The organism is Gluconobacter sp. DsW_056, from assembly GCF_002153595.1.
Classification (GTDB): Bacteria; Pseudomonadota; Alphaproteobacteria; order Acetobacterales; family Acetobacteraceae; genus Gluconobacter; species Gluconobacter albidus.
In genome coordinates, this window is record NZ_JOPF01000012.1 from 18,014 (window position 1) to 43,407 (window position 25,394).

General features: G+C 54.4%; 19 protein-coding genes, 1 tRNA gene and 2 pseudogenes. 13 read left to right on the forward strand and 9 right to left on the reverse strand.

Annotated features, from left to right (window positions below):
- Nucleotides 1-30: 30 nt before the first annotated feature.
- Entirely contained in the window at nt 31-843 is an 813-nt protein-coding gene (locus HK22_RS12185; RefSeq protein ID WP_198945550.1) for a hypothetical protein, read from the reverse strand.
- A gap of 599 nt (nt 844-1,442) precedes the next feature.
- Here HK22_RS12185 and HK22_RS12190 point away from each other — a divergent pair.
- From HK22_RS12190 to HK22_RS12195, 3 genes and pseudogenes are all read left to right on the forward strand, one after another.
- Nucleotides 1,443-1,715, forward strand: a complete 273-nt coding sequence (locus HK22_RS12190; RefSeq protein ID WP_143412422.1) for a hypothetical protein — start codon at nt 1,443-1,445, stop codon at nt 1,713-1,715.
- Nucleotides 1,715-1,867, forward strand: a pseudogene (locus HK22_RS15525) (helix-turn-helix domain-containing protein); the annotation flags it as partial. The gene HK22_RS12190 and the pseudogene HK22_RS15525, both read left to right, overlap by 1 nt.
- Nucleotides 1,868-1,884: 17 nt before the next feature.
- Nucleotides 1,885-2,979 carry a site-specific integrase gene (locus tag HK22_RS12195; protein ID WP_086649455.1) on the forward strand — a complete coding sequence of 365 codons (1,095 nt, stop codon included), beginning with the start codon at nt 1,885-1,887 and terminating at the stop codon, nt 2,977-2,979.
- A gap of 80 nt (nt 2,980-3,059) precedes the next feature.
- Here HK22_RS12195 and HK22_RS12200 read toward each other — a convergent pair.
- Nucleotides 3,060-3,134, reverse strand: a tRNA-Val gene (locus tag HK22_RS12200).
- 74 nt (nt 3,135-3,208) lie between these two features.
- Between HK22_RS12200 and HK22_RS12205 the strand changes: the two genes are divergently transcribed.
- The gene (locus HK22_RS12205) at nt 3,209-4,045 is read left to right on the forward strand and encodes an N-formylglutamate amidohydrolase (protein WP_086649456.1); all 837 of its coding nucleotides are present in this window, start codon (nt 3,209-3,211) and stop codon (nt 4,043-4,045) included.
- A 282-nt stretch (nt 4,046-4,327) separates the two neighbouring features.
- Nucleotides 4,328-7,171: a hypothetical protein gene (locus tag HK22_RS12210; protein ID WP_086649457.1), complete on the forward strand. Its 2,844-nt coding sequence runs from the start codon at nt 4,328-4,330 to the stop codon at nt 7,169-7,171.
- Nucleotides 7,172-7,249: 78 nt separating this feature from the next.
- Here HK22_RS12210 and HK22_RS12215 read toward each other — a convergent pair whose 3' ends face one another.
- On the reverse strand, nt 7,250-8,155 hold the full coding sequence (locus tag HK22_RS12215) for an SDR family oxidoreductase (protein ID WP_086649458.1): 906 nt from the start codon (nt 8,153-8,155) through the stop codon (nt 7,250-7,252).
- A gap of 92 nt (nt 8,156-8,247) precedes the next feature.
- Between HK22_RS12215 and HK22_RS12220 the strand changes: the two genes are divergently transcribed.
- Nucleotides 8,248-9,090, forward strand: coding sequence for a helix-turn-helix transcriptional regulator (locus HK22_RS12220; RefSeq protein WP_062027467.1), 843 nt, complete (start codon nt 8,248-8,250; stop codon nt 9,088-9,090).
- 7 nt (nt 9,091-9,097) lie between these two features.
- Here HK22_RS12220 and mgrA read toward each other — a convergent pair whose 3' ends face one another.
- From mgrA to HK22_RS12235, 3 genes are read right to left on the reverse strand one after another with little or no spacing between them, the layout of a single operon-like run.
- On the reverse strand, nt 9,098-10,120 hold the full coding sequence (gene mgrA, locus HK22_RS12225; RefSeq protein ID WP_086649459.1) for an L-glyceraldehyde 3-phosphate reductase: 1,023 nt from the start codon (nt 10,118-10,120) through the stop codon (nt 9,098-9,100).
- Nucleotides 10,121-10,163: 43 nt separating this feature from the next.
- On the reverse strand, nt 10,164-11,006 hold the full coding sequence (locus HK22_RS12230) for a MetQ/NlpA family ABC transporter substrate-binding protein (RefSeq protein ID WP_233142618.1): 843 nt from the start codon (nt 11,004-11,006) through the stop codon (nt 10,164-10,166).
- A complete protein-coding gene (locus tag HK22_RS12235; protein ID WP_086649460.1) occupies nt 10,999-12,042 on the reverse strand; it encodes an isopenicillin N synthase family oxygenase in 1,044 nt (347 codons plus the stop codon). Before HK22_RS12235 ends, HK22_RS12230 begins: the two co-directional genes overlap by 8 nt.
- Nucleotides 12,043-12,230: 188 nt before the next feature.
- Between HK22_RS12235 and HK22_RS12240 the strand changes: the two genes are divergently transcribed.
- The 3 genes and pseudogenes from HK22_RS12240 (at nt 12,231) to HK22_RS12250 (ending at nt 16,148) form a co-directional block, all read left to right on the forward strand.
- Entirely contained in the window at nt 12,231-14,687 is a 2,457-nt protein-coding gene (locus HK22_RS12240; protein WP_086649461.1) for a TonB-dependent siderophore receptor, read from the forward strand.
- An 11-nt stretch (nt 14,688-14,698) separates the two neighbouring features.
- Nucleotides 14,699-15,379 (forward strand): annotated as a pseudogene (locus HK22_RS12245) (methionine ABC transporter ATP-binding protein); the annotation flags it as partial.
- Between the two features lie 109 nt (nt 15,380-15,488).
- Entirely contained in the window at nt 15,489-16,148 is a 660-nt protein-coding gene (locus HK22_RS12250; protein ID WP_086649462.1) for a methionine ABC transporter permease, read from the forward strand.
- Nucleotides 16,149-16,158: 10 nt separating this feature from the next.
- On the opposite strand, the gene HK22_RS12255 is transcribed toward HK22_RS12250, so the two are convergent.
- The 3 genes from HK22_RS12255 to HK22_RS12265 form a co-directional block, all read right to left on the reverse strand.
- Nucleotides 16,159-17,040 (reverse strand): LysR family transcriptional regulator, encoded by an 882-nt coding sequence (locus HK22_RS12255; RefSeq protein WP_077802716.1) that lies wholly within the window; start codon nt 17,038-17,040, stop codon nt 16,159-16,161.
- A gap of 35 nt (nt 17,041-17,075) precedes the next feature.
- On the reverse strand, nt 17,076-17,945 hold the full coding sequence (locus HK22_RS15455) for a LysR family transcriptional regulator (protein ID WP_086649463.1): 870 nt from the start codon (nt 17,943-17,945) through the stop codon (nt 17,076-17,078).
- Nucleotides 17,946-18,030: 85 nt separating this feature from the next.
- Nucleotides 18,031-19,431 carry an amidohydrolase gene (locus HK22_RS12265; RefSeq protein WP_369827266.1) on the reverse strand — a complete coding sequence of 467 codons (1,401 nt, stop codon included), beginning with the start codon at nt 19,429-19,431 and terminating at the stop codon, nt 18,031-18,033.
- 366 nt (nt 19,432-19,797) lie between these two features.
- Between HK22_RS12265 and HK22_RS12270 the strand changes: the two genes are divergently transcribed.
- From HK22_RS12270 to HK22_RS12285, 4 genes are all read left to right on the forward strand, one after another.
- A complete protein-coding gene (locus tag HK22_RS12270) occupies nt 19,798-22,122 on the forward strand; it encodes a TonB-dependent receptor (RefSeq protein WP_158093562.1) in 2,325 nt (774 codons plus the stop codon).
- A 57-nt stretch (nt 22,123-22,179) separates the two neighbouring features.
- Nucleotides 22,180-23,478, forward strand: coding sequence for an MFS transporter (locus tag HK22_RS12275; RefSeq protein ID WP_158093563.1), 1,299 nt, complete (start codon nt 22,180-22,182; stop codon nt 23,476-23,478).
- A gap of 21 nt (nt 23,479-23,499) precedes the next feature.
- Nucleotides 23,500-24,816, forward strand: coding sequence for a CapA family protein (locus HK22_RS12280; protein WP_086649467.1), 1,317 nt, complete (start codon nt 23,500-23,502; stop codon nt 24,814-24,816).
- A 143-nt stretch (nt 24,817-24,959) separates the two neighbouring features.
- On the forward strand, nt 24,960-25,385 hold the full coding sequence (locus HK22_RS12285; RefSeq protein ID WP_062029032.1) for a VOC family protein: 426 nt from the start codon (nt 24,960-24,962) through the stop codon (nt 25,383-25,385).
- Nucleotides 25,386-25,394: the final 9 nt, after the last annotated feature.

A 25,394-nucleotide genomic window follows, 5' to 3' on the forward strand; every position in this document is an offset into this window, starting at 1 on the left:
CTGCATCGTCGGCCATTTTTCCAAAGGTTCTTAGGCGGCGGGTGACCCTTCGCCTTTCGCCAGCGCTGCCTGATAAACGGCGAACTCGCCTTGAAGCGGGATTCCATAGGAATTGCCGAGCGCCGCCAACTGGAAGCCGATTGCCTTGCGCAGCGTCCGTAAGGCAGACTCGAAGGCAAGCCATTCGGGATCGTTGCCGTCGCAGCGAAGCGTATCCATGTCGAAGCGTGTGACCGTGCCGAAGAAGTGCCGGATCGTCCTGCCGAGTGCGACGAGGACCTGGTCAAGCGGCGAGCCCGCAACGCGCTCGCCGCGGAGCGCCGTCAGGTCCCGGCGAAGGCCATCCAGCGAGCGGCGCACCCGATCTGGGAACTCGGCATCGAACGCCGCCCAGAAAACACTCCGATCCTCGAACAGCGCGATGATCCGCTCAGCGAATGCGGGATCGGCCCGTCCATTCCGAAGGAGTTCGATGCTGCTGGACCAACCCTCGGTCCGGATCTCGCCGATCATGGCCTCGTGGTCAGCCTTCATCTGGCGCAGTTGGAGGACGGTGTAGGCGGCCGGATCGGTGTCGACGATCACCCCGCACTCGCGACACATCCAAACCCCGTTCGCGGCCGCACGGCGCTGTGCGGGCGTCTGATCCTTGTCGTAGCGCGGCCCGCCGGGTGCTGCCGCGCAAATATGGGCGGCATGGCCGGTCTGTAGGCCTTTTTCGCTGTCCGAATGCGGTCCTGCGGTCAGCTTCAGGCACCGCGGGTTGCTGCAATGGTGCGCGGCCCGGATCGCGAGCGCGCGCCGTGTGGATTCTGTGAAATTGTCGCGGGTCTTGGTCGTCATGATCATGCTGCTAACAACGCGGCACCTTAGCTGGCAAGAGCCCGGTCAGCAACCGGGGTTGCACCGGCAAAAGCGGCGGTCACAAGGCAGCGACGATCACCGGCCGTTTCTGGACTAGGCGGTCGGTCTGGGCGACCTCGTGTGGCGGGTTGCACCAAAAGCTGACGCCCCCAGCGATGACATTGAATGTCTAAAGTTGGTCGGCAGCTGTCATGAATGTGAACACTGCGAGTGGCGGCTTTCGGTCATCCCTTTCCGATAACCGACCTTCCGCCTCCCCCCCCCTGATCAGCCGCTGGAGCTGAAACCATGGCTGCTGCAGAAAGCTGCTTGCGTTAGCCTGCATTTGGCAAACAAGACGAGTAGCCTTTGCTAAACCTCTTTCCGGCGAATCATGACCCCCGATATCCATAATGGAGGCACGATTAAGTCATCTCCCAGGCAGGATCGCAGCGTATTATCTCCTGACGATGAGGGAAGAAGGGAAGAAGGGAAGTACTCTTTAAGTAAAGAAATAATATATACTTTACACGATTAAAAACTAAATATAACGTATTATCTCGTTATGCGGATTTCATCTTATAAGAAATAGAAACGAGATGTGTGTTCTTAAGAAAAATCCAGATCTACCTATTCCGAAAGGTGCACGTGCTTCCCGATCGCTTCTTGTGCGTCACGCCAATGAATTACGACGCTTGCGTGAAGAAGAATGGTCTTATGAGTCCATTCATGAGGCATTCTTGGAATGCTATGGTGAAGTCTTCTCTATGTCGCTGCAAGTTTTTCGCGAACGAGCAAGGCGCGTTCTTCAAAAAGAGCTGGGCAAAGAAGCAAAGCTTTTAGAGACGGTGTTACGAGTAAATCTCGAATGATGCCGAGTTATCTTTTGTTTACAGAAAGTGAGGCAGCATCTCGTCTAGGCGTCTCTACCATTACTCTGCGACGTGAGAGGCATGAAGGCCGGATCGGCTATCTAAAAATTCGCGCCCGTGTACGTTATTCTGAAGTTCATCTAACGGATTATCTTGCAAGGAATGAAAGATGCCCGAGGCCGATACCGTCTTCCGAATTGGGCAATTCTTTCTCGGAAAACGCCCTAACTCAAAGGCATGGTGTGCCTGCTGGTATGATTCGAAAACCAGACAAACAAAACGAGCATCTCTTGGCACAGATGTTTTTCAAGAAGCGCAGCTAAAGCTTGCAGAATATGTGACAGGAAACGCGAAGAGGAAGAATGAACCAACATCTGAGGTGAGTTTAACTTCAGTTTTTATGCGTTATTTCAAAAATCATAGTGAGAAAACGCGAAGTGCAGGCCCCAATAGACGGGCATTGGAGCTTATGCTCGACCATGTGGACCCAGGCGCGTCTGTTGCTAGCTATACCGTGGCTGAGCAGCGTAGGATTGCGACATGTTTGCGCAGAAAAGGGTATTCTGCTGGCTACACGCGACGTGTCATGGGTATCGCTGCTGCGGGGGTGAATTGGGCTTGGAAAAATGGCGAAATTGACCGTCAAATTCCGATTGTGTTGCCCCCCGAAGGTAGTGGACGCGAACGAATAATGACGATTGAAGAGATGGCTCGTCTTTGGGAGGTAGATATGCCACCGCATCTCCGCATGTTTCTCGCGCTTCTTATTGGAACTGCGTCTCGTCCGGAGGCTCTCTTACAGCTCACGCGTGAGCAGTGTGATTTGCGTCATGGTGTCATAGACCTCAATCCTACAGGACGTATGCGAACCAAGAAGAGACGCCCGCGCATTCCAATCCCTAATTTTTTGAAGCCATGGATTGAAGATGTGCCGATTGGTCATCTCGTAACATATAAGAGCAAACCGATACTTAAGATTAATGGCGCATGGCGAGCTGCGCGCGAAGCCGCATGCCTTTCGCAAGAGATTGTACCTTACACGGTTCGCCATACGATGGCGACCGAGCTTATCACCCGTGGTGTCCCTGAAATTGAGGTCGCTTCCCTAATGGGGCACGCCATGCCGAATCTCAGGACGACGGGTCGTTACGTACACGTACGTCCAGACTTTCTCGCGAATGCCAAACGGGCTATTGACGAGGTCGCAAGCACCATTGACCGGGTGGCAGCCCGATCAATGGTAAAATCTCAATTTGCGTGCTAGTAGCGTGTTAGAATCGACAGCAAAGGATGGCAGTCCAATGCATAAGCCTCAGAAAACCGTTGGTTTTCTGCCGGACCGAGTGGTGGGCGCAACAGGGATTGAACCTGTGACCCCTACCATGTCAAGGTAGTGCTCTACCGCTGAGCTATGCGCCCCCGGTCCGGTGAGGTGGCTTTTAGATGCGTCTGCAAAACCTTGCAACCCCCCTTGAGGCAGAATATGAAAAATTATGAAAATTTCTTCGCCTCTAACATCTTTCAAGGTAGATTATCCCCGGAATACCGCCATTCCTGTCATTGTGTCTTCACCACATTCCGGGCGGTTTTATCCTTCTGATTTCCTCAGCAGTGCGTCCCTGTCTCTTTTCGAACTTCAGCGGATTGAAGATCGGTTCATGGACCAATTGCTGGAGGATGCTCCCGATTTCGGGGCGACCTTGTTGAGCGCAAATTTTTCCCGCGCTTGGTGTGACGTGAATCGGGACTGGCGCGAAGTCGATGGAGAAATGTTTCACCCTGTGCCTCCCGAAGACGAGGTTATTTCGAGCGCCAAAGTACAGGCCGGGTTTGGAGTTATCCCGCGCTGCATTTCGCAAGGACGTCCGATCTACAGGCACCCTCTGGAACTTTCCGAATTAAGAAAAAGAATTTCTACAGTATGGTTGCCTTATCATGAAGCTCTTGATGCTCTTCTAGAGGAAACAAGCCAGCGTTTTGGCTATGCTATCCTTCTCGACCTGCATTCAATGCCGAAATTACCATATGCACGTTCATGCGACGTCGTACTTGGAGATCTGCATGGCAAAAGTTGCGATCAAAACATAATTGATAAAATAGAAAATATAATAAAGAATAAATATCACTCGGTTCGCAGGAATATTCCTTATTCTGGTGGGTATATTACGCAGCATTACGGAAGGCCGGAAAGGAAAATTCATACTGTTCAGATAGAAATATGCCGGTCTCTTTATCTGAACAGCGCGACCCTTCAGCCAGGGGGCGGTTTCATGGAAACAAAGCAGAATATGCGGCATTTTCTTGCCGCCATATCGGACTGGCTTTTATAAATACTCGAGGACTGTCCTGTATTGACGCATCATTTTTCTTGGTGCGCGCAGGTTCGCTTCGCTATCGCCAGACTGCCGCTTCCAGGCTGTTTCCGTCGATGAAGCAAAGTGCGTCTTTCCACTGGAAACACTAAGCGCTCCCTGTGCCGACAAGGCGGGTCGGTACAGGAAATTGTGGATTATCACCGGATCAAACTGGATGGAGGTGAAGAAAACAGCGCTGTGAGAGCGCTGTTTTTTTTGCCTCAGAACCCTCATGACATTGAGTAATGGAGACTTGTGATGGTCCAGAATTTTACGCCACTCTGGGAATCCGCAACAGATACGTCGGATATGATTGGTCTGGTCAAATCTCCTCAGATTGCCAGCGCGCTTGGTAACAAGGTCGATGCAGATGGCGGTCAGTCCATCCGACAATCAATCCAGTCCGGCGCGCTTGATGCGTCCAGTACGCTTGATGGTGTGACAGTTGCGGATGTGCTGGCGGCCAGCAGTCAGGCACAGATTTCTTCAGTGGCGCAGTTCAGGGCGCTGCAGAGCGCTCCCGTCGCGGTTACACTCACATCGTGGGACGGGACGGCACAGACGCGGGGTGCGGCCGGCATTTTCCTGCAGGCACCTGACGGGTTGGTGGCAGACGGGGGCGTGGTCATTGCAACGGCCGGGGCCGGAACCTATCGCCGTGTTTTTCAGGGCGGTGTGGACCCGGCCTGGTATGGTGCGATCGGAGATGGCACCTCACACCCGGCTTCAACGCTCTTTACCACGTTGGCAGATCTGCAATCCGTTTTCCCCAAGGCCTATAGCCTGTCGCAGGAAATGGACTGGCTGGCCGTGCAGGCTGCTTCGCTTTCAGGGTATGGGGTTTCCAGCCCAAAGCGGGCCTATATGATGTGCAACAGCGCGGTTGCGTCCGATGACAATCCGCTCGTCTGGATCCCGGGCATTACATTCGGGTCATTTGGCGGGTCGACCTTCGATTTCACCACGCTGAAAACTGCCGCGGATACACAGGATTTCGTGACGAACGGCACGTTCACCGATAGCAGCGGGGCAGGTTGGTCGAACGCCACGGTCTATCCGGCAATGCAGATCACGGATGCAACCTTTACGACGGGTGCCGCCATATTTACGGATCCTGCCGCTCACGGAGCATGGACGGGAACAGTCTCGGGTGGTGTCATGACCGTGACCGGGTTTTCCGGCAATCCCGCACTGGCCGTAGGGTCTGTCGTTTATGACGTTAATGACTCACTCGTTTCGGGGACGACCATTACGAAGCTTCTGACAGGTACGGGGGGCGATGGCACTTACCAGATATCCGATAGCACGGCGTCCATCGCCACTGCGGTCGCCATGTCGAATTCGACCGGTCATTATGGACAGTTCGGTCAGAAGCTCACCTTGCCAGCCGGAAACTACATGCTGGACGTCCAGTATGAGGTCACGCTTGGCGCATCATATGCGAACGGAAACGGGCAGCCGGGAAATGTTGGGGTTTCGTTCAGTGCAAACAGTCCGGGTTCTGGAGCAAATCCCTGGAACAATAGTGTTTCCAAGGATACCGGGTGGCCTGATCCTGCCGTGGAAGGTGAGATTTCGTTTGCCTTCAATGTCGCGGAAGCTGGTAGTGCCTGGCTGACGATTTCGGTCTCGGGGTATATCAACGTCCGGGTCAAGAGCGTCTCCGTGAAGGCCCTGCGCTGGAACTGCGCCGTTCTCTCCACCCGCGATGGTGCACTTGAACACTATCCGAACAATGTTCTGATTGAAGACGCGGCCATTCTTGGACCAACGGGTGACGTTGGGCTGACAGGCGTGTTTTACAATTCATTCCAGAATACGGATGGTACGATCCACAATTTCAAGGATTTGTCCATCCAGGGGTTCGGGGTCGGAATTGACTGGCGTAATGGGGCTTATCTTGCGGAGTACTGGAACTGCTCCGTAACTTCCTCTGCGCTGTACGCGCTCCAATTCCTCGCAGGCAGTGTCAACGCGGGTGAGAATTTCCGTTGGTATGGTGGCAGTCTGGGCAATTCGGCTGGGATTGTGTTCAATCCAGGCGGAGCTGAAATGACGTTTTATGGAACGTCTCTGGATTATTCGGACCAGATTTTCATCCAGAATACCGGCCGCATCGAGATGCATGGGGTGCATTGCGAAATGTGGGGACCGCAGGCCGAGAACAAGCCGCTGTTTCATTGTACCGGAAGCGGATATCTGGGGTGGTTCGGCGGGATGATCCTGTTGGCGGGAAATTCGGCGACCTATAAGACGCCACCGGTCTGGATGGAGCAGAACCTCTCGCAGATCTGCTTTTACGGGACACAGCTTTACAATCTGACAAGTGCGGATGGTCGGGCGGGTTACGGTTCCGGGTCGATCAAGACCTTTAACATGCTGAATACCGGCAATCCCAATGTCGGGACGTTCATCAACGGTACGTCCGATCGGCTGGGACTGGCAGGGAAGTTTATCCCGCAGTCCAAGTCCGTATTGTGTCGGGACGGAATTGGACTGGCGGGCGGTCTGTATTCCGATAACTCCGCTGCGGTCTCGCAGTGGGTGTCGGACGGTGCATCGGTTGCCATGACCACGGCCTATACCGTCAACGGCAATCCTGCTGCGCTTGCGGTCACGACCCAGGGTGGCGGCCGGAACGACCGTGTCGTGCTCTGTATCCCGATCGACCGTTATCAGTCCGGCTTTTTCAATATCCAGTGCCTGTTTCCCTACGACCTGACACAAAGTGGCAAGGTTCTATCGACGAATTCGCAGTCGGCAGCTTACTCGGATGATGTCTTTCCGCTCTATGCGCGGGCGTTTTACGTGTCGATCGTGGGCTATGACGCCTTCGGGAGACCGAATTTCGGGGCACGGGATCTGTTCGCGGGGGAAGCGGATTTCAGGATTCCAAAACAGGGCTGCACACAGTGGATGGAGGCCGGTTTCGCGTGTGCGTATCTCGGACTGCCATCGGCGGGGACAGGAGAGGATGACATTTCACTCGTCGGTGCGGGCGGGGCACCATCTTTTGCGACGCATATCGCGATTGTTCTCGATAGCGAAAGTCTGCCTGCCACCACCTATTATATCGGTGAATTTGGCGGCTCCGTCTTCTGACGGCACCGTCGTGAGTGTCTGATACAGGGATCGCCTGACACGCCACAAACAGGATGTCCGGCGATCCCTGAGCAGCCCTCAGGGGGAGAAAACTGCACTCTGGAAATCGAGATTGGCGATATCAGTTAACAATCTGGGTCCCATGGGCTGCCAGTTCAGGCGCATTTTTGTCTTCTCGCTGGAGGCCGTCATGTCTTTGGAGATGAACCCGTTCAGCCATCCAAAATGTGTGGCCGCCTCCTGTGCAGACAAAGCCACAACCGGCAAACCGAGGCGATGTCCGATTGCTTCCGCGATGGATCGGATAGAAACGCCTTCTTCATCTGTTGCGTGATAGCGTGCACCGGGATGCTGTCTTTCCAGCGCGAGGCGGAACACGCGCACCGTATCGGAGACATGGGCGGCGGACCAGCGGTTTGAGCTCCCTTCGACATAGGATGACCGACCGGTCCGGCGGGCAAGGTCGATCATGAAGGTTACAAGACCCTGTCGCTGGGTGTCGTGGATCTGGGACAGGCGCACCAGAGAGACATTGGCCCCTCGCTCCATCAGGGCTTCGGCGGTAATTTCGGACGTGACACGCGGGTTGCTGTGTTCGGTATTGAATGTATCTTCATCAGCCAGCTGACCAGCAATCGGTTCACCGAACAGAGTTGTGGAGGTGATGACGAAAGGGCGATCAGAGCCTTTCAGTGCGGCTCCTATGGTTTCGATGGCCCGTTGATCTTTCTGACAGTTGGCAAGATAATTTGAAAAATTGTGGTCAAAGGCCGTATGGATGACTCCATCGCAGCTTTCGGCGCCCACGCGCAGACTGTTGAGATCTTCAAGATCGCCCCGGTGGGCTTCAGCGCCCGCAGCAGCGAGATGTTGTGCTCCTGCGTCCGAACGTGTCAGTCCCACAACCTCATGGCCGGCACCAATCAATTCACGGACGAGTCTGGATCCGATAAAGCCGTTGGCCCCTGTGAGAAAAATTTTCATCAGCTAATTTCCATTGTTGTCTGCTGGGCACCGTGATCCTAATTTTTATCCTGTTACAGTAGTGACGTTATCGTAGTATAAGAATTAACGAGATGACCGTGATCGTTCCCACTTCGCTTGGCGCCTATCTGAAGGACAGGCGAACCCGCCTTGATCCCGCGGCGTTTGGTTTCTCCGGAACGCGGCGTCGCACACCCGGACTGCGTCGGGAAGAAGTCGCGCAACGCGCCAATATCAGCCCGACTTGGTATACTTGGCTGGAGCAGGGAAGAGGGGGCGCGCCCTCGACAGATGTGCTTGATCGTATCGCCAGGGGGCTGTTGCTGACGGAACCGGAACGCGAGCATCTGTTCATGCTTGCGCGCGGTCATGCTCCGGAAGTCCGCTATCGCGTTCCTGATGGAATTACTCCGCGTCTGCAACGTATCCTTGATGCTCTTCAGGACAGTCCCGCAATCGTCAAGACGCCGTTATGGGATGTCGTGGCCTGGAACAGGGCGGCTGCAGCCGTGCTGACTGATTACAGCAGACTGCCACCGGACCAGCGCAATATTCTGCGGATTGTCTTCTGTACGCCTCGGGTGCGTGAGATGCAGATGAACTGGCCCAGCCTGGCACGATCCGTTGTCGCGGCCTTTCGTGCCGATGCCATACGGGCCGGGGCGTCCTCCGAGGTCGATGAGCTTGTGAAAGAGTTGAGTGCGCGTAGTCCGGAATTTGCTGCACTATGGCAGGATAACGATGTGCAGAGCCACGGAGAAGGAACGAAGTGTCTTCTTCATCCGGATGTCGGACTGATTGAACTGGAATACTCGGGCTTTGCCGTGGATGGACGTCCTGATCTTGGTCTGATCATCTACAATCCGGCCACCCACGCGGACCTGCACCGTATCCGTACGCTGATTGCTAACAGTCAGGCTGACTTTCTCCCATGATGGAGGTCTATTCCGACAGATTGCGCCACAGGTCGACGTTGCCGTCTTTTGCGTAGCGATCAATTGTTGCCAGCTCTGCTGAAGTGAAGTCCAGATTTTTCAAGGAATCCAGAGACTCATCCAGTTGCTGGACATTCTTTGCGCCGATGAGCGCCGACGTCACACGTTCGTCGCGAAGAACCCAGGCGATTGCCATCTGGGCCAGACTCTGCCCCCGTTTGTGTGCAATGTCGTTCAACGCCCGCACATGAGTCAGATTTTCCTCTGTCAGCATTTCTTGCGAAAAGGAAGATCCTGCCGAGGCTCTTGAGCCTTCCGGAACGCCCTGGAGGTATTTTTCTGTCAACAGACCCTGCGCCAGAGGCGAAAAGGCAATACAGCCAACGCCCAGCTCTTCCAGTGTTTTCAGAAGTCTGACTTCTATCCAGCGGTTCAGAAGTGAGTACGAGGGCTGATGGATCAGGAGCGGCACGCCCTCGCGCTGGAGAATTTCCGCGGCCTGCTGCGTTCTCTCGGGGCCATAGGACGAGATCCCGATGTATAGCGCTTTGCCCTGACGGTGCATCTGCACAAGCGCGCTGATCGTTTCTTCCAAGGGAACATCGGGCGTCGGCCGATGCGAATAAAAGATGTCAACATAGTCGAGCCCCATCCGTCTGAGGCTCTGATCCAAAGAGGCCAGCAGATATTTGCGTGAGCCCCCACTGCCATAAGGACCGGGCCACATGTCCCAGCCGGCTTTGGACGAAATGATCATTTCATCGCGGTAAGGTCTGAAATCGCGTCGGAGGATTTCGCCGAAGTTTTCTTCGGCTGACCCGCAGGGTGGGCCGTAATTATTGGCCAGATCGAAATGCGTAACGCCTCGGTCGAACGCCCTGCGAATGGTTGCGCGCCCCGTTTCGAACACGTCAACGCCTCCGAAATTATGCCATAATCCCAAAGAGATAAGAGGAAGTTTCAGGCCCGAACAACCTGAACGGCGAAATGCAGCGCCATCATAGCGCGAAGGTGAAGGAAGCCATTCCATGGTGTGATGTCCTTTTCGATCGTGGAAGCAGGCTGGGTGGACATTACGTCCAGGAGGGAATGATGGCTCCGTGATAGGCTTCAAGCAGCTTGGCGCGGATATTGGGTTTCTGAAAGGCGCTTACCAGCCGCTGAACCCAGGCGGCATGGGCATCGGGTTCGTTTACGGCGATGAAATTGATGTACGGATTGTTGTCCATGCTCTCACGCGCAAGACGTTCCGATTTAAGATCAATTCCGGCTTTGTAGGCCCATTCCGTAATCACTACTCCGGCATCCAGATCCGGCAGGGAACGTGCCAGTACAGGGTCATCCAGTTCCCTGATCGTCAGATTTTTCGAGTTTTCGGAAATATCGAGCGCTGTTGGCATTTCGCCTGCTTCAGATGAGATCTTCAGCAGTCCGAGAGATTGCAGAAGCTTGAGCGCACGGCCTTCGTTCGTCGGATCAGCGGGAACGCCGATCGTAGCGCCATCTGGAATTGTGGAAAGTGTCTTCCATTTTTTCGAATAAAAGCCAATCGGCGCGAAATAAGTATTTCCAACCGGCACGATATGGGATCCAAGCGCAGCATTCTGAGCCTGAAGATAGGGGCCGTGCTGAAATGCATTGGCCTCCAGATCTCCTGCTGCAAGGGCCGCGTTGATTGGATTGCCTTCAGAAAAGGTAACGATTTCAATGGTCAATCCTGTTGCGCGGGCGTTTTCCTGCACAATGCGCCAGATATCCTCGTCTTCTCCTGACAGGATCCCGACCCGAACAGGCTTCGGTTGAGCTTTCGCGGATGCTCCCATCAGGGACGTGGCGGCAACCAGCGTGAGCAGTCGACGGCGGCCCAGAAGACCCTCCGAGGCGGACTGCGGCCGCGTTTTCAGGCGATTATGCATGATGCAGGGCTTTCGATGAAGCAGCAGACAAAAGATCGCTATGATGCCGTGCCGCGACATCGGGATGAGAGCGCAGCCGCCCTTTGAGCGTGTTCTGTCCGATCTGAGAGAAAAGAGGGTTTTCGGGATCCTGGGTAATACCGGTGCTGAAATTGACCAAGGCGTCCGGCAGGGGGAGGATCGGCATCGTGGCATCGAGTTGGGCCCCGAGGAAGAAAGCCGCAGAAAGCCTGTCTCGCCCTGAGTGCGGGCTTACGACACGATGGACTGCCGCCTTGAAATATCCGCTCGTGGCAACTTCCAGCAATTCGCCGATGTTCACGATAAACGTTCCCGGCTGGGGTGGCGCCTGAAGCCATTCACCGCTCGCCAGCTCTACCTCCAGGCCGCCTTCATTGTCCTGCAGGATCAGGGAGAGCAGGTCGCTGTCTTTGTGGGCGCCCACGCCCTGTCTTTCTCCGTCGCCAAGATGGCCAGGGTAATGAATAAGCTTCAAAAGCTGATAAGGCGTATTGCTGACGACGGAGTGAAAGGCGTTCGCCGCTTGACCCAGAGACAGGGCAAGCGCTTCAAGCAGGCGTCGTAAGACCTCCAGAACCTGATCCTGCCATGACAGAACGACCACTCTGAATTGTGGAAGTGTCTTTGGCCACTGGTTCGGACCCTGAAGGCGGAGATAAGCCGGCTTGTCCTTCAGATCTGTGACGATGGCTCTTTCGGGCCCGATATCGAGTTGCTCGCGCCAGTCCGCTTTGCCGCGTGTGATTTCTCGACCTGCATGATTATACCCTCTGAAATGTGGGGAATTAACCATGGAAATCTGTTCTTTCTGCTCCATAGATAGAGAGAAGAACCTGTTCGCCTGCACCATGAGATCGGTATTCAGGTCAGCCGAAACTCCATGCCCTTTCAGGTAGAAGAAGCCATATTCATGGGCAGCATTCCGCAGAGAGGCAAGGAAAGTGTCGTCAGGAGCTTGCCGGTCCTGCCACAGGGACAGGTCGATCGTCGGTAGAGAAAGAGTGTTCTGCGTCATACACGTAACCGCTTTCGGCTCTGAATTTTTGCCTCTGAGCCCCGCTTACAAGTAGGAGGCAGAAGCATTTGTCTTCATATACCCCTCCATAAAACGCGATATATATTAAATCCACATCAATATGTTGCTTGACTCGAAAAACACTATGAAACAATCAATAAAAGAAAAATCTCCTTGAAAGAACTTTTATGCGTAGTGGTTATATCCTGGCGCCACTTCTTGTTGGCCTTTCGTTTTCTACGGCCGTCGCGGCCGAGACCACATCGGGTCAGGATAGCTCTGGCGAGAAAAATCCCTCCGGGAACAAGACTGTTGTCAAAAAATCCGTGCCTGTCGTCAGGGCGGAACAGTCTGTAGCTGACGAACCGGAACAGGTCATTGTGACCGGAACGCGTGATCCATCCCAGACGGCAGCACGAAGCATCAGTCCCATCACCATCATCGGGGGCAACCAGCTTCGTTCAACAGGAATGACCGACATCCGGGAGGCGTTGGTCCAGCTTTCTCCTTCCATCAGCCGTGAGGTTAACGGGTCGGATCAGGGATCGGTCATAGATGCGCTGAGCCTGCGGGGATTGAATGCCGATCAGACCCTGGTGCTGGTGAATGGCAAAAGACGGCATACGACGGCCGCAATTGCGGTGGATGCTTCATCGCAGCAGGGAACCACTCCAGTTGATCTGGATATGATACCGATTTCTGCAGTCGATCATATCGAGATCCTGCAGGATGGAGCGGCTGCGCAGTACGGATCGGATGCGATTGCAGGCGTAATCAACGTCATTCTGAAATCCAACAATCACGGACTTCATCTTCAGGCTGTAAATGGTGGTTACGCTGCGGGAGATGGCTTCACGACCGGTGAGAACCTGAACGCAGGATTCAAGCTGGGTCATCGTGGGTTTCTGAACCTCAGTGCCGAATTCAAACATCAGGACCGCACACAGAGAACCGGTATTGACCCTCGGACCGGCAGAAACAATGATCTGGCCACGGGCCAGCCTCAGGTTACGCGTGAGTCCATCGAGACGAATTTTGGCTATCATTTAACGGATGCTATAGAGCTTTACGGTTTTGGGACATTCACGCACCGTGATGCCGAACGTTGGGCATTTTTACGGGCTCCAAGCACGACAGCGGCGGACGGGCTATCCGGGATGTATCCGAACGGCTTCGAACCTGTTGAGACGATGCCTGAGAATGATTATGGCTTTACTCTCGGGTTCCGGGGAAAACGGCTTTACGGCTTTGACTGGGATCTGAGCTCCACGATTGGTGGAGACCATGACACGCTGGGGGACTACAACTCTGCCAACGCGGATGCCTATAAGGAAACTGGTTATTCTCCTTCACGGTTTTATCTCGGGAATTATTCCAACCAGCAGTGGACGAACAATCTTGATATTCGACGGGGCGTAGATCTTCCGTTTCTTTATAGTCCTTTGAATATCGCGTTTGGTGGCGAATATCGCCGTGACACTTATTCCATTGGTTCGGGAGAACCGTTGTCATATTACCTGAGTGGTGCACAGGGATACCAGGGTGAAACGCCTCAGGATGCTGTTAACGCAGCTAGACACGTTGCAGCAGCCTATGTCGATTTCTCGACACAGATCGTCAAGCGCTGGCGTGTAGATCTTGCGGGAAGGTTTGAGCATTATGACGACGTCGGAAATGCCCGAACAGGCAAGATCTCCACGCGATATGATATCAACCGCTTCATTGGATTTCGTGGCACCGCCAGCACCGGCTTTCGTGCGCCGACCCTTGCGGAACAGAATTTTGCGGCCTTCATCTCCAGTCCGAACTACGCAACCGGGCAGATTGCGGCCAACTCGCCCGCCGCACGCGCTCTGGGCTCACCCGGCCTCAGACCAGAGACGTCTACCAACTTCAGTGCAGGCATGATCCTGAATCCGTTACCGCGGCTTCATATCAATGTTGATGGGTATACAATCTATATCAAGCACCGGATTGTTGACGGCGGTTATGCTTCAGGGGCCCGTGCTGTAGAATCTTATGCAGCAGCAGGCGTGGATACATCCGGTTTCTCGGGCGATGAATCTGCTGTCAGTACAAACTACTTTACGAATGGTGCCAGTACCCGGACAACCGGCCTCGATATCACGGCCCGTTATTCTTCAGATTTCGGTCGCTATGGGAAAGTAGACTGGGATGCAGCCGTCAATTTCAATCATACCAATGTGAAAAATATTGCACGGACAGGGGAAGGGGCCCCTGTTCTGAATGCCCAGCAGATCAGTTTGATGTCAACGGAGAACCCATCCAACAAGCTGATTTTCGGAGGGATCTGGCGTCAGGGAAAATGGACGGTAGCCGTTCATGAAATCCGTTACGGTCATACGACGTCCAACCTGACATTCGTCTCGGGAAGCCATGCTTTTTCGACAACGAATTTTTACCATCAGATCAATCGCCCGCGTTTTGTGACCAATCTTGAAGTCGGCTATCAGGTTCTTCCACTACTTCATCTGGCGCTGGGCGGTAATAACGTTGGGAACGCCCATCCCAGTCGCGTACCTTCCTTCACGGCAGATTATAACAACAATCTCTACGATACCCTCAGTCAACAGCTCTCCGAAGAAGGTGGTTTTTATTACCTTCGGGCTGATCTGGCTCTTTGAATATTATGATCATGCAGAATACCAGTCTGGCTGAAACAAACGAGACGTTGAAGATTGAAGGGCTGTCAAAGGCTTTTGATGGCCGCTATGCGCTGGAAAATATCAGCTTTTCTGTTTGTCGTGGCGAAATTGTCGGGCTCATTGGGCGCTCGGGTGCCGGGAAAACCACGCTGCTTCGGTGTCTCAATGGCGCAGAAAGTGTGGATTCAGGTCGTGTTCTCGTTGAAGGTCGCAACCTCAGCACTCTGAAGGAGCGGGAACTCCTTGTTCTTCGACAACGGATCGGGCTTGTTTTTCAGGGCTTCAATCTTCTTCAGTCCCGAACGGTAAGCGGAAATATTTCCCTTGCTCTGGAGATTTTGGGCGTTCCCAGAAAAGAGCGTCACCATCGCATTCAGCAACTGATCCATCTGGTCGGCCTGGAAGGGCACGAGGCAAAGTACCCCTCACAGCTTTCCGGAGGGCAGAAGCAGAGAGTTGGGATAGCAAGAGCACTGGCAGGTCATCCCGCTATTCTGTTGTGTGACGAAGCGACGTCAGCGCTGGACCCTGAAGCGACGACTTCAATTCTCACGCTTCTTGAAACAATAAACACAGAGCTTGGCGTCACGATTGTTCTTATTACACATGAAATGGATGTTATCCGCCGGCTAGCTCATCGGGTTCTTGTGCTTGATCAGGGGCGTATCGTTGAAGATATTTCAGGAGAGGCTCTGAGCAGGGGCGAAGCGGAACATTCCTTAACGCAATCCTTCATCAGCCGCTTGTCGAATAATGCAGAGGATATGGAGGTCGCGGGATATGCATCGTCAGGTTTTTGATCTGTTTTTGAGGGCTACACTGGCGACGCTCGAAATGGTTTTTGCGTCCGCAGCAATTGCCGTCTTCTTCGGATTGCCTCTCGCTATTCTCCTCACCATCACGAGGTCCGGGGGACTATGGCCAGTTCGTCCCATCGGTCGGTTTCTTGGGATTGCTGTTGATCTGACAAGGGCGGTGCCATTCATTATTCTTCTTGTGGTCCTGATCCCTTTTACGCGTTTCGTAATGGGGACGGCTCTGGGCACTGCTGCGGCCATCGTTCCTCTTTCCATCACCGCGATCCCATATTTTGCGCGGATTGCGGAAGTTTCGCTGAAAGAGGTGTCTCCGGAGCTGATTGACGCGGTTCGTGCTATGGGCGCAACCCGGGCAAAAGTCGTGCTCTCGGTTCTTGTTCCGGAGGCTTTGCCAGGGCTGGTGTCCGGACTGACAGTCACGCTGGTAACGCTGATCGGTGCATCTGCCATGGCGGGTGTTGTCGGTGCAGGCGGCTTGGGAGATCTTGCCATCCGCTATGGATATCAAAGATTTAATACTGCCATGATGTTGTGGGTGGTGAGTATTCTTGTTGTGCTGACAATTCTTGTTCAGCTCGGTGGGAACTGGATTTCGGCCCGATTGAGAAAAAATTTTATATAGTCCCCCTCGATTATGGATCGGCGCGTTCAAGCGGAGACTGGAGAACGCCAAGAAGGCGGTTGATAAGACGTCTTCCAGGAGCATTTCTCTGGGAAAAAAATCCGAGTTTTCTGCAAGGGGCGGGGTCAGGCAGGAAGACCTTTTTCAGATGGAACCCTTCCGGCCAGGGAAGAGCCCAGTCCGGGATCAGTGAGACGCCGGTTCCCTGATTGACGAGCGTCGTAATCGCATCAAGTGCATCCAGTTCCAGGCGTTCGTGCGGCCAGATACCGGTGCGTCTCAGATAGTCATCTGCCAGACGCCCGCCCCACTGATTGCGATCATAGCGGATGAAGGGGTAGGTCCGCAGGATTTCGTGAGGATCGGTTTGCGTAACATGCCCGGGAACAAGAACGATGAGAGGCTCGGAGCGCAGTGTTTCCCACACATGGCTGGCTGGAATGTCGAACGGGGGTTCGACGATAAACGCGGCGTCCAGCGTCCCATCGAGAACGGCGTTGTAGAGCGCGGAGGATGAGCCGGGCATGATGTGAAGTTCGATTTCAGGGAAACATTCGAAAAAACGTTTCAGATAGGGGGGAAGCAGACCATTTGCCGCGCTCGAAATCGCTCCCAGCCTCAGTTTTCCAACCGGTGTGTCGCTTGTGGCGATGGTACAGAGTTCACGGACAGACGTGATGATCCGGCGGCTCTGTTCGAGAATGGCGAGACCGTGTTCCGTGGGGCGGACATTCCGGCCGTCCCGCTGTACCAGAGAACAGCCGATTTCCTCTTCCAGTGTCCGAAGGCGCTGCGCCACGGTTGCGGGGGTCAGATGCTGCTGACGGGCGGCAGCGGCAATGGAGCCCTGTTCGATCACGATGAGCAGGCTCTCAAGGAAACGTGTGTCCATGAATGGTTTTTCCGAAAATGGTGGAATGGGAGCTTTCAGGCCCTTTGGGTGGCGAGAAATGGCTCCAGGGTCTTGATGAGATGGGTATGCGGAGACGAATGCAGCCAGTGCAGGCCGATATGACGTTGAGGGGGCGTGATGGAGACGGGGATTTTCCGCACTGCCAGTCCTTCCGGCCATGGCGGCAGCCAGTCCGGAAGCAGGGAAATTCCAATGCCCTGACTGACCATCAGGGCAATGGCTTCAAGAGAGTCCAGTTCAAGCTGTTCTTTGGGAAAAATCCTGTTGTCCTTGAGGAACGTATCCGCAACACGGCCGCCCCACTGATTGCGGTCGTAACGAAGGAAGACATTGTCCTTGAGGATCTGCAGCGGGTCTGTCTGGGTGCAGCTTTCGGGAACCAGAACAATCAGCGGCTCTGACAGGAGCCTTTTCCAGCCGCAGGTCTTGGGAATTGCGAAAGGGGGCTCCACGATGATCGCGCAATCCAGTTGTCCTTCCAGAACCTCATGATACAGCTTGATGGACTGTCCGGGAGTGATGTGCAGGTCGATCTGTGGGTATTCGGCGAAGAAATCTTTCAGCATGAAGGGAAGCATGCCGGTCAGTGCCGTGGAAATGGCGCCGATTTTCAGTTCACCGGCAAATTCCTCCTGAAAAGCCAGTGATCTCAGCTCTTCGACGCCCCTGATGAGCTGTCGGCTTTTCTCGATGATCGCCAGCCCGGCAGCAGTGGGTGTTACGGTCCTGCCGGCACGGATCAGCAATGGCTGCCGGATCTGGTCTTCAAGAGCCTTGATGCGTTGGGAAACGGCCGCAGGCGTGAGGGAGAGCTGACGCGCTGCATCGGCAATGGAACCCCGTTCCACGATGGCGATGAAGCTTTCCAGAAAGCGTGTATCCAAGATGCGCTGTCTCTCGTTTCTGATGCGGAGGCGATGTCCCCAGACATCATGATATGGCAATCACCGGAAATTCAGAACAGACGTTTCAGCAGTTCCCCTGAGGGGGCAAGGTGCTCTCGGGTATCGGGCAGATATACGGTGTGCGCAGCAGACGTTGTGTGTGATCGTCCTGCGCGGCTTTCAGGAGTTCGGGAGACTGGAAAAGGCGAATGGCGGTCATGGCCATTGCTTTTGCAACATGAACCATCCCTTTATGCGCCACATCCGAAGTACCCTGTGCCGTCATCTGCCATGAATGGAGAGGGGTGCCGATGGCGCAGGTCGCTCCGAGAGCCTGAACTGTCGGCACGGTCCAGCTGACATCCCCGACATCGGTAGAGCCGAGAGAAAACCGGCTTCCCACAGGCAGGATAAAGTCAGCCAAAGGCGCATCGCACGTATGCCGTCCTATCTGACGAAGAGCCGAAGCGATGTCTTCTGCCGAGAGGGTCTCCTGTATCTTTTCAGCGAAAGCCCGATCTTCCGCATCGAATGGAGGTGGCCCGAGCTGCTCGAAGCTCGCCTGCATCACTTCTTCAAGGGGCGGGCAGGGCAGCAGGTTTGCAACCCCTGAGGTTATGACGCCCTGAACCTGCGTCCCGCTCATCAGGGCTGCTCCCTGTGCAACCTGCTTCACACGTTCTGCCAGCGTCAGCATCTCCGAAAGGTCTTCCGCACGTACCGAATAACGAACCGTCGTTTCTGCCTGCACCACATTGGGAGCCACGCCCCCCGCATTGATGTAGGCATAATGGATGCGGGAGGTGGGAAGCATATGTTCACGCAGATAATTGACCCCGACGCTCATCAGTTCGACTGCATCCAGAGCTGACCGCCCAAGATGTGGCGCCGCAGCCGCATGTGCCGCCCGACCGGTGAATGTGAAGTCCATTCGTACATTTGCCAGAGAGGACGGCGGCAGCACCCCGCAGAACGGAGAGGGGTGCCAAGAAATGGCGGCATCTACGCCCTGAAATGCTCCGCCCCGGACCATAAAGCCCTTTCCTGCTCCGCCTTCCTCTGCGGGGCATCCGTAATACCGGACCCGTCCGGGAAGATGCATGACCGCAAGCCAGTCCCGGACGGCCAGGGCCGCGAGAAGAGACGCAGCTCCGAGCAGGTTATGCCCGCATCCATGGCCGTTTAGCGTGGTTGGAGTATGCACAAAGCTACCCGCTGCCGCTGCAAGGCCGGGGAGGGCATCATATTCCCCCAGAAAAGCAATGACCGGGCCGCTCTCCCCGCTTTCTCCCATCAGGGCTGTCGAAATTCCCGCAATATCAGGTGTTATGGCAAAACCGTGAGCCAACAGCATTCTGCGGTGCAGCGCGCAGGATTGCACTTCGTCGTAACAGAGCTCCGGAACAGCCCACACGCTATCGCTCAGGGCGATGGCCTCGTCCGCCAGTGCATCCACATGATCCTGCACATTCCCGGTGTTTCGTATCGACATGGTGATGTTCCTGATCTTTGGACATGGATCGTTTGAGTGGGGACTCGGAATATTGCGAAGAACGATCATCCTCTGGGAAAACCAGCATATTTCCCACATGGATAATCTGCAATAAAATGTTTTTCTCATCTTTTCGGATGATAAAATTGCTTCATTCCCCGAGGATATCCAAGATATTTTGTTGATATATCCTCCTATAAGATAGTTTTAATATCTTTTGAACCAAACAGGACCCTCTATGCCCTGAACGCTGAATATGTTCTGAATATGAAACATAAAGAGCGCCGGTCTGCGGGATGATCGGTTTATGAGCAGGAGTTCAGAATGATGATGGTTCGGGCTGAACGGCAGGGTTCTGTTATGAGAAACGCATTCCGCAGCGTCCTGATGCTGTCCGTCTGTACGGGGTGTCTTTCCATGACGGGGGCATCTGCCGCCACTTCAAAAAACGACAAACTCCGTCGGGTTGCTCCCTCCAGGCATACGGATGCGCACGCCCCCCCCGCACACCATGCGGTTGCCAGGCAGGATCATCCTGAAGTCATCAGCGTGACGACGACGCGCCGGGCGTTTGGTTTTGGTACGGATCAGCACAGGGCGGGCAACACCACCAATCTGACGGCCGAGGACCTCGTGACGCACCACGTCACGACTGTCGAGGATATCCAGAATCTGGTGCCTAACCTGACAATTCAGACTGAAGGCGGCTCGAACGTTCCGGATTATTACCTGCGCGGTATCGGCATGCAGGACTATACCCAGAACAACATGTCTTCGGTCATGACCTATTTCGACGATGTGCCGTATACCATCACGGCGATGAGCTCCGGTCAGATGTTTGATGTGGCATCCGTAGGGGTCGAGCCCGGTCCTGTGGGTTTTGAGCACGGACTTGCCGACACGGGTGGGGAAGTGCGGATTACGACCAACGATCCGACCAAGACCCTTCACTACGGTGCATCGGAAGACATCGCGAGTTACGCACGAAGCAAGACGAATTTCTATGTGTCCGCACCGATCACGGACCGGCTTCAGTTCCGGCTTGCCGGTCAGATGCTACAGGGGGGCGCCTTTCGCTATAATCGGGTGAATGGTGAGTCGATCGGACGGGCGAACGAAGGTGCGCTTCGTGGAAAACTGGCCTGGCAACCTGATGACAAGACGAACATCAAACTGACCGCCAACTGGTCACAGGATTCCTCGGAAGCGCAGGCAGGGTTCATTCTGTCCGACAGCAACAATATCCTTCCGCGCGATCAGGATATCTATGCGACCGGCTGGAGCCTTAACCCGCAATACGCCAAGATTCTGGGGATCTCTCCAGACAGCAAGCCGTCCTATAACGACATGCAGTGGAGCATCAATCTCAATGCCGACCGGGACCTCGGATGGGCCCATCTGGCAACGATTTCTTCATTCCAGCAACAGCAGCGCCATGAGTATATTGATCGTGACGCCGAAGCCTATCGCTCGGGAGACAGTTATCTGACAGGGAGCATGAATGTGTTCTCTCAGGAAATACGTCTCTCAGGACTGGCGCTTCACAACCGTCTCGAATGGGTGGCCGGCATGTATTACAACCGTGTACGGGCCTCGGGCGAAAACTGGTTTGATTATACGGATCGCCCCGGAAAATATTATTTTCAGGACAGTGCGCATGTTCAGCCGCAGCAGAACTTTTCGCAGTTCGCGACCCTGAAATATGCCCTGACACCCAAACTTCACCTGATTTTCGGTCTGGAGCATCAAAGCGACGATCGCCAGTTTCTCGATGACGCCGTTTATCGGTACAATCCTGTGACATTGGGGAAAACCTACACAAAGGTTTTCCCCGACCACGGTGCCCTGACAAACCAGTTTTCGGGCAAGGTCGGCATCAATTATCAGGTGATGCAGAACGCGATGCTCTATGCCGATATTCGGCGCGGTGTGAAGCCTGGTGGCTTCACCGCCAACACAACCCTGACCGAGCAGCAGGCTGCGGGCTTCAAGCCGGAATGGCTGATGGCGTATGAAGTCGGGTTCAAGAGCGAATTCTTCAATCACCGCCTCCGCATCAACGGCGCCGCGTTCTGGGATTCCTACCACGACCAGCAGTATTTCTCATATATTCTGGTGCCCGGATGGGGGACGGTGGGGTCTTACGTCAATGTACCACGGTCGCATATTTTCGGAACGGAGCTCTCCATCAGCGCGCATCCTTTCCGTGGGCTGACACTGACGCAGAACGTCGGATATCAGCGCGGGACATATGACGATTTCCAGGTTCTGAACGTGCAGGCTGTCACGGCCTATTACGCCAAAACCGGACAGTACAGATCCATTACGGACAACTATGATGGTGCGGATACAGGTATTCCCAAGCTGACGCTGAATGGCAGCGTATCCTACGAAACAAAACCTGTTTTCCGGAAATACACCATCACGCTTCAGGGAGATTATTCCTATCGCGGAGCCCAGAATACTGTGCCGCGGGGAACTGGAACCTACCTGCTGCCTGCATATTTCCTGATGAATGGCAGTGTAACCTTCAAGCCGGCCAAGGGGCGCTGGGCTGTTACGGCCTATGCCACGAACATCCTCAACCGCGACTATATCGTCAGCCGGACTCTCGCAACAACGGTCAACATGGGCATCTCCGGGCAGCCCCGGTTTGTTGGAGGACGTTTTTCCTATGATTTCTAAAGCCGGAATATTCCGGTTAAGGTTTAAATCATGCCCAGCGTGGGAGGAGAGACGGCATTGACGAACGAGTTACAGACCAGACTGTACCATCGCCTGAACTGGCGGATCATGTCATGGATTATCGTGATCTATTTGATGGACAGTATCGACCGGACTAATCTGGGCTTCGCACGCAGTCACATCTCGCAGGATGTGGGACTGACTGCGGCGCAGTTCGGGTTTGCTGCGGGAATTTTCTTTGTCGGTCTGGTGTTGTTCGAGATTCCCATCAGTCTCTGGTCCTCGCGTGTGGGCGCACCCAAGACATTCGCCAGAATCATGGTTTTGTGGGGCATGACATCAGCGGCGACAGGTTTCATTCACAGCCGTGACAGTTTTTATGTCCTGCGGTTTCTGCTGGGGGTTTTTGAAGCCGGGTTTGCTCCGACCTGCACTTACTATCTTGCCCGCTGGTATCCCGAAAACCGAATGTCCGCAGTTATTTTCTGGCACCAGCTCTCCTTGCCTCTGGCCGGGATCATCATTGGTCCGATATCGGGACTGATTCTGGTCCATTTTGATCAGGTCGCCGGTCTGGCGGGGTGGCGGTGGATGTTCCTTCTCGAAGGTCTTCCTTCCATCCTGCTGGGAATCATCGTTGCATTTGTATTGCCCAGGGCTCCAAAGGATGCGCGCTGGCTGTCCGCGCAGGAACGCGACATGATCGAGACATGGAGCGTGCGGCAGAACGTGCGTCATGTGAAGTTCTCCGCAGTCGTACGGGATCCGGCTATCTATTTTCTGGGCCTCGGCTTCTTTGCGCTTATGGCCGGAATGTACATGCTCAACTTCTGGCTGCCGTCCATCATTCATGAGTCCGGTGTCCATTCTTCCGTGGCGGTCGGACTATACTCTTCCTTCCCGTATGTGGTGTCTGTCGCTTCGATGGCGTACTGGAGCGCGCGTTCGGACAGGCTGAAAGAGCGGATCTTTCACTGCTATGCCCCCGCAGTTCTGGCCAGTCTGTGCTTTCTGCTGACAACTGTAATTCCGGACATCTTCGTTCTGAAGATGATCGTTCTCGCAGGCGCTACGGCCGGGATCTACGCTTCTTACGTGGTGTTCTGGGCCATGGCTGCTAACGTATTTCAGGGAAGTGCCGCAACTGGTGGCTTTGCTCTGATCAATGCCATCGGTCTGTGGGGCGGAGTGATCAGCCCCATGGTTGTCGGAAAGCTGACCTCCATGACAGGAACACTGTCAGCTGGAATGCTGTGCATGGCCGTAACAGTCGCCGTCGGCGCGCTCATCCTGTGGTCCGTGACGCGCAGGATCACGGCACCTTCCGTTTCTCCTGTTCCTTCTGAAATTCTGTAACTGTAATTGAAAGATTTGACTATGAAAGTCTGCCTCACGGGTGACAGTATTGTTCTGCGTCGACTGAATACAGGTGTTGATCCGGTCTGTGCTCCGCTGTTTGACATGATCCGGGACTGTGATGCGTCCTTCACGAACCTTGAAATCATGCCAAGCGACTTTCAGGGCGATCCAGCCCTGGACCACGGTGGCTCCCATTTCAGCGCACATCCCTGGATTTTGGACGAACTTTGCGATGCCGGTTTCGACCTGTTCGCCGCAGCCACCAACCACTGCCTTGATTATGGAATTTCCGGTCTGCGTATTGCGATCGAGGAGCTGAAAAAGCGGGAAATCCTGTATTCCGGCGTCGGTTTGACCCTTGAGGAAGCGCGTCGGCCAGCCTATTTCAGCCATCCCAAAGGCACGGTTTCAATGCTGTCCTGCTGTTCAACGTTTGCGCGTGGGCAGGAAGCCGCCGATCAGACCCGCAGCATGCAGGGGCGCCCCGGCCTCAATCCGCTGCATTTCAGCACGACCTATCAGGTCAGACCAGAAGAGCTTTCCGTGCTGCAGCAGATTTCCGCAGGCCTTGGACTGGAAAAAATCAAGCAGGAACAGATCAAGCTCGGCTTTGGCTATCCCGCTCCGAAAGGGACGCTGACACTGGATGGAACACGTTTCGTCGAAGGCAGCGCAACCCGTATCCTTACCACTCCGAATGCGCGGGATCTTGAAGAGATCGGGCGCTGGGTCCGGGAAGCCCGGGTCGTTTCTGATGTGGTGATCGTCAGTGTTCATACCCATGAAGTCGGATATGACGCGGATGGCACAATCAGTTGGGAAAAACCGGGAGAATTTCTGGAAGCGTTTGCTCGTGACGCTATCGATCAGGGCGCCGATATCGTGGTCTGCCACGGTCAGCATCTGCTGAAAGGCATGGAGCTCTATAAAGGCAAACCGATCTTCTACAGCCTTGGAAATTTCATCGGGCAGAATGAACTCGTCGATATGCTGCCCGAGGATTCCTATACCTTCTATAAAGTCAGCACCGATGTAACGCCCCATCAGGTCTACAAGACCCGGACCCTGAACGACAAGAAGGGCTTCCCTGCTGACCGCCGTTTCTGGGAAACCCTGCTGCCGATCTGCGAATTCGCGGAAGACGGGACATTGTCATCCATGGAAATCCATCCCGTTTCGCTCGGACTGGGCAAAAGCGCTCATACGCGCGGCCTGCCTTTCCTGGCGGAAGGCGAAGAAGGCGAGAGTATTCTGTCACGCTTTGAATCCCTCTGTGCGCCCTATGGTGTCAGCTTTACGCGGGACAAAGGAAAGCTGATCCTGAAACAGGAGTGATACAGCATATTGTTTGCAGGGGGTTCCAAAGTGAAACGCCCTGCAAAGACAATATTTTCTTTCATTAGAAGCCATATAATCGTTCTGTAGTGCGCTGTTTTTGCGTGTTATTTCTGTATTTCTTCTTAATTTCCGGTGTAGAGATGCCTAATCCGTTTCATATTGCCTTCCCGGTCGACGATCTTGATGCTGCCCGTGCCTTTTACGGTGAAATTCTGGGATGCCCGGAAGGGCGCAGCACGAACAGCTGGATTGATTTCGATCTGTATGGCCACCAGATCGTCACACATCTTATTCCTGGCGCATGTCGTAAAGGAGATGCCGAAGGCGGAGCAGTGGACGGACACAATGTTCCCATTCCCCATTTCGGTGTCGTTCTGGATATGGACGACTGGAAAGATCTTGCTCAACGCGCCAAACGCCACGGAATTACTTTCGGGCTGGAACCACAGATCCGTTTTGAAGGCCTGCCCGGGGAACAGGCTACGATGTTCTTTTGTGATCCGGCAGGTAATGCGCTGGAGTTCAAGGCATTCGCTGACATGAAACAGCTTTTTGTGAAGCAGTAAGTCTCCATT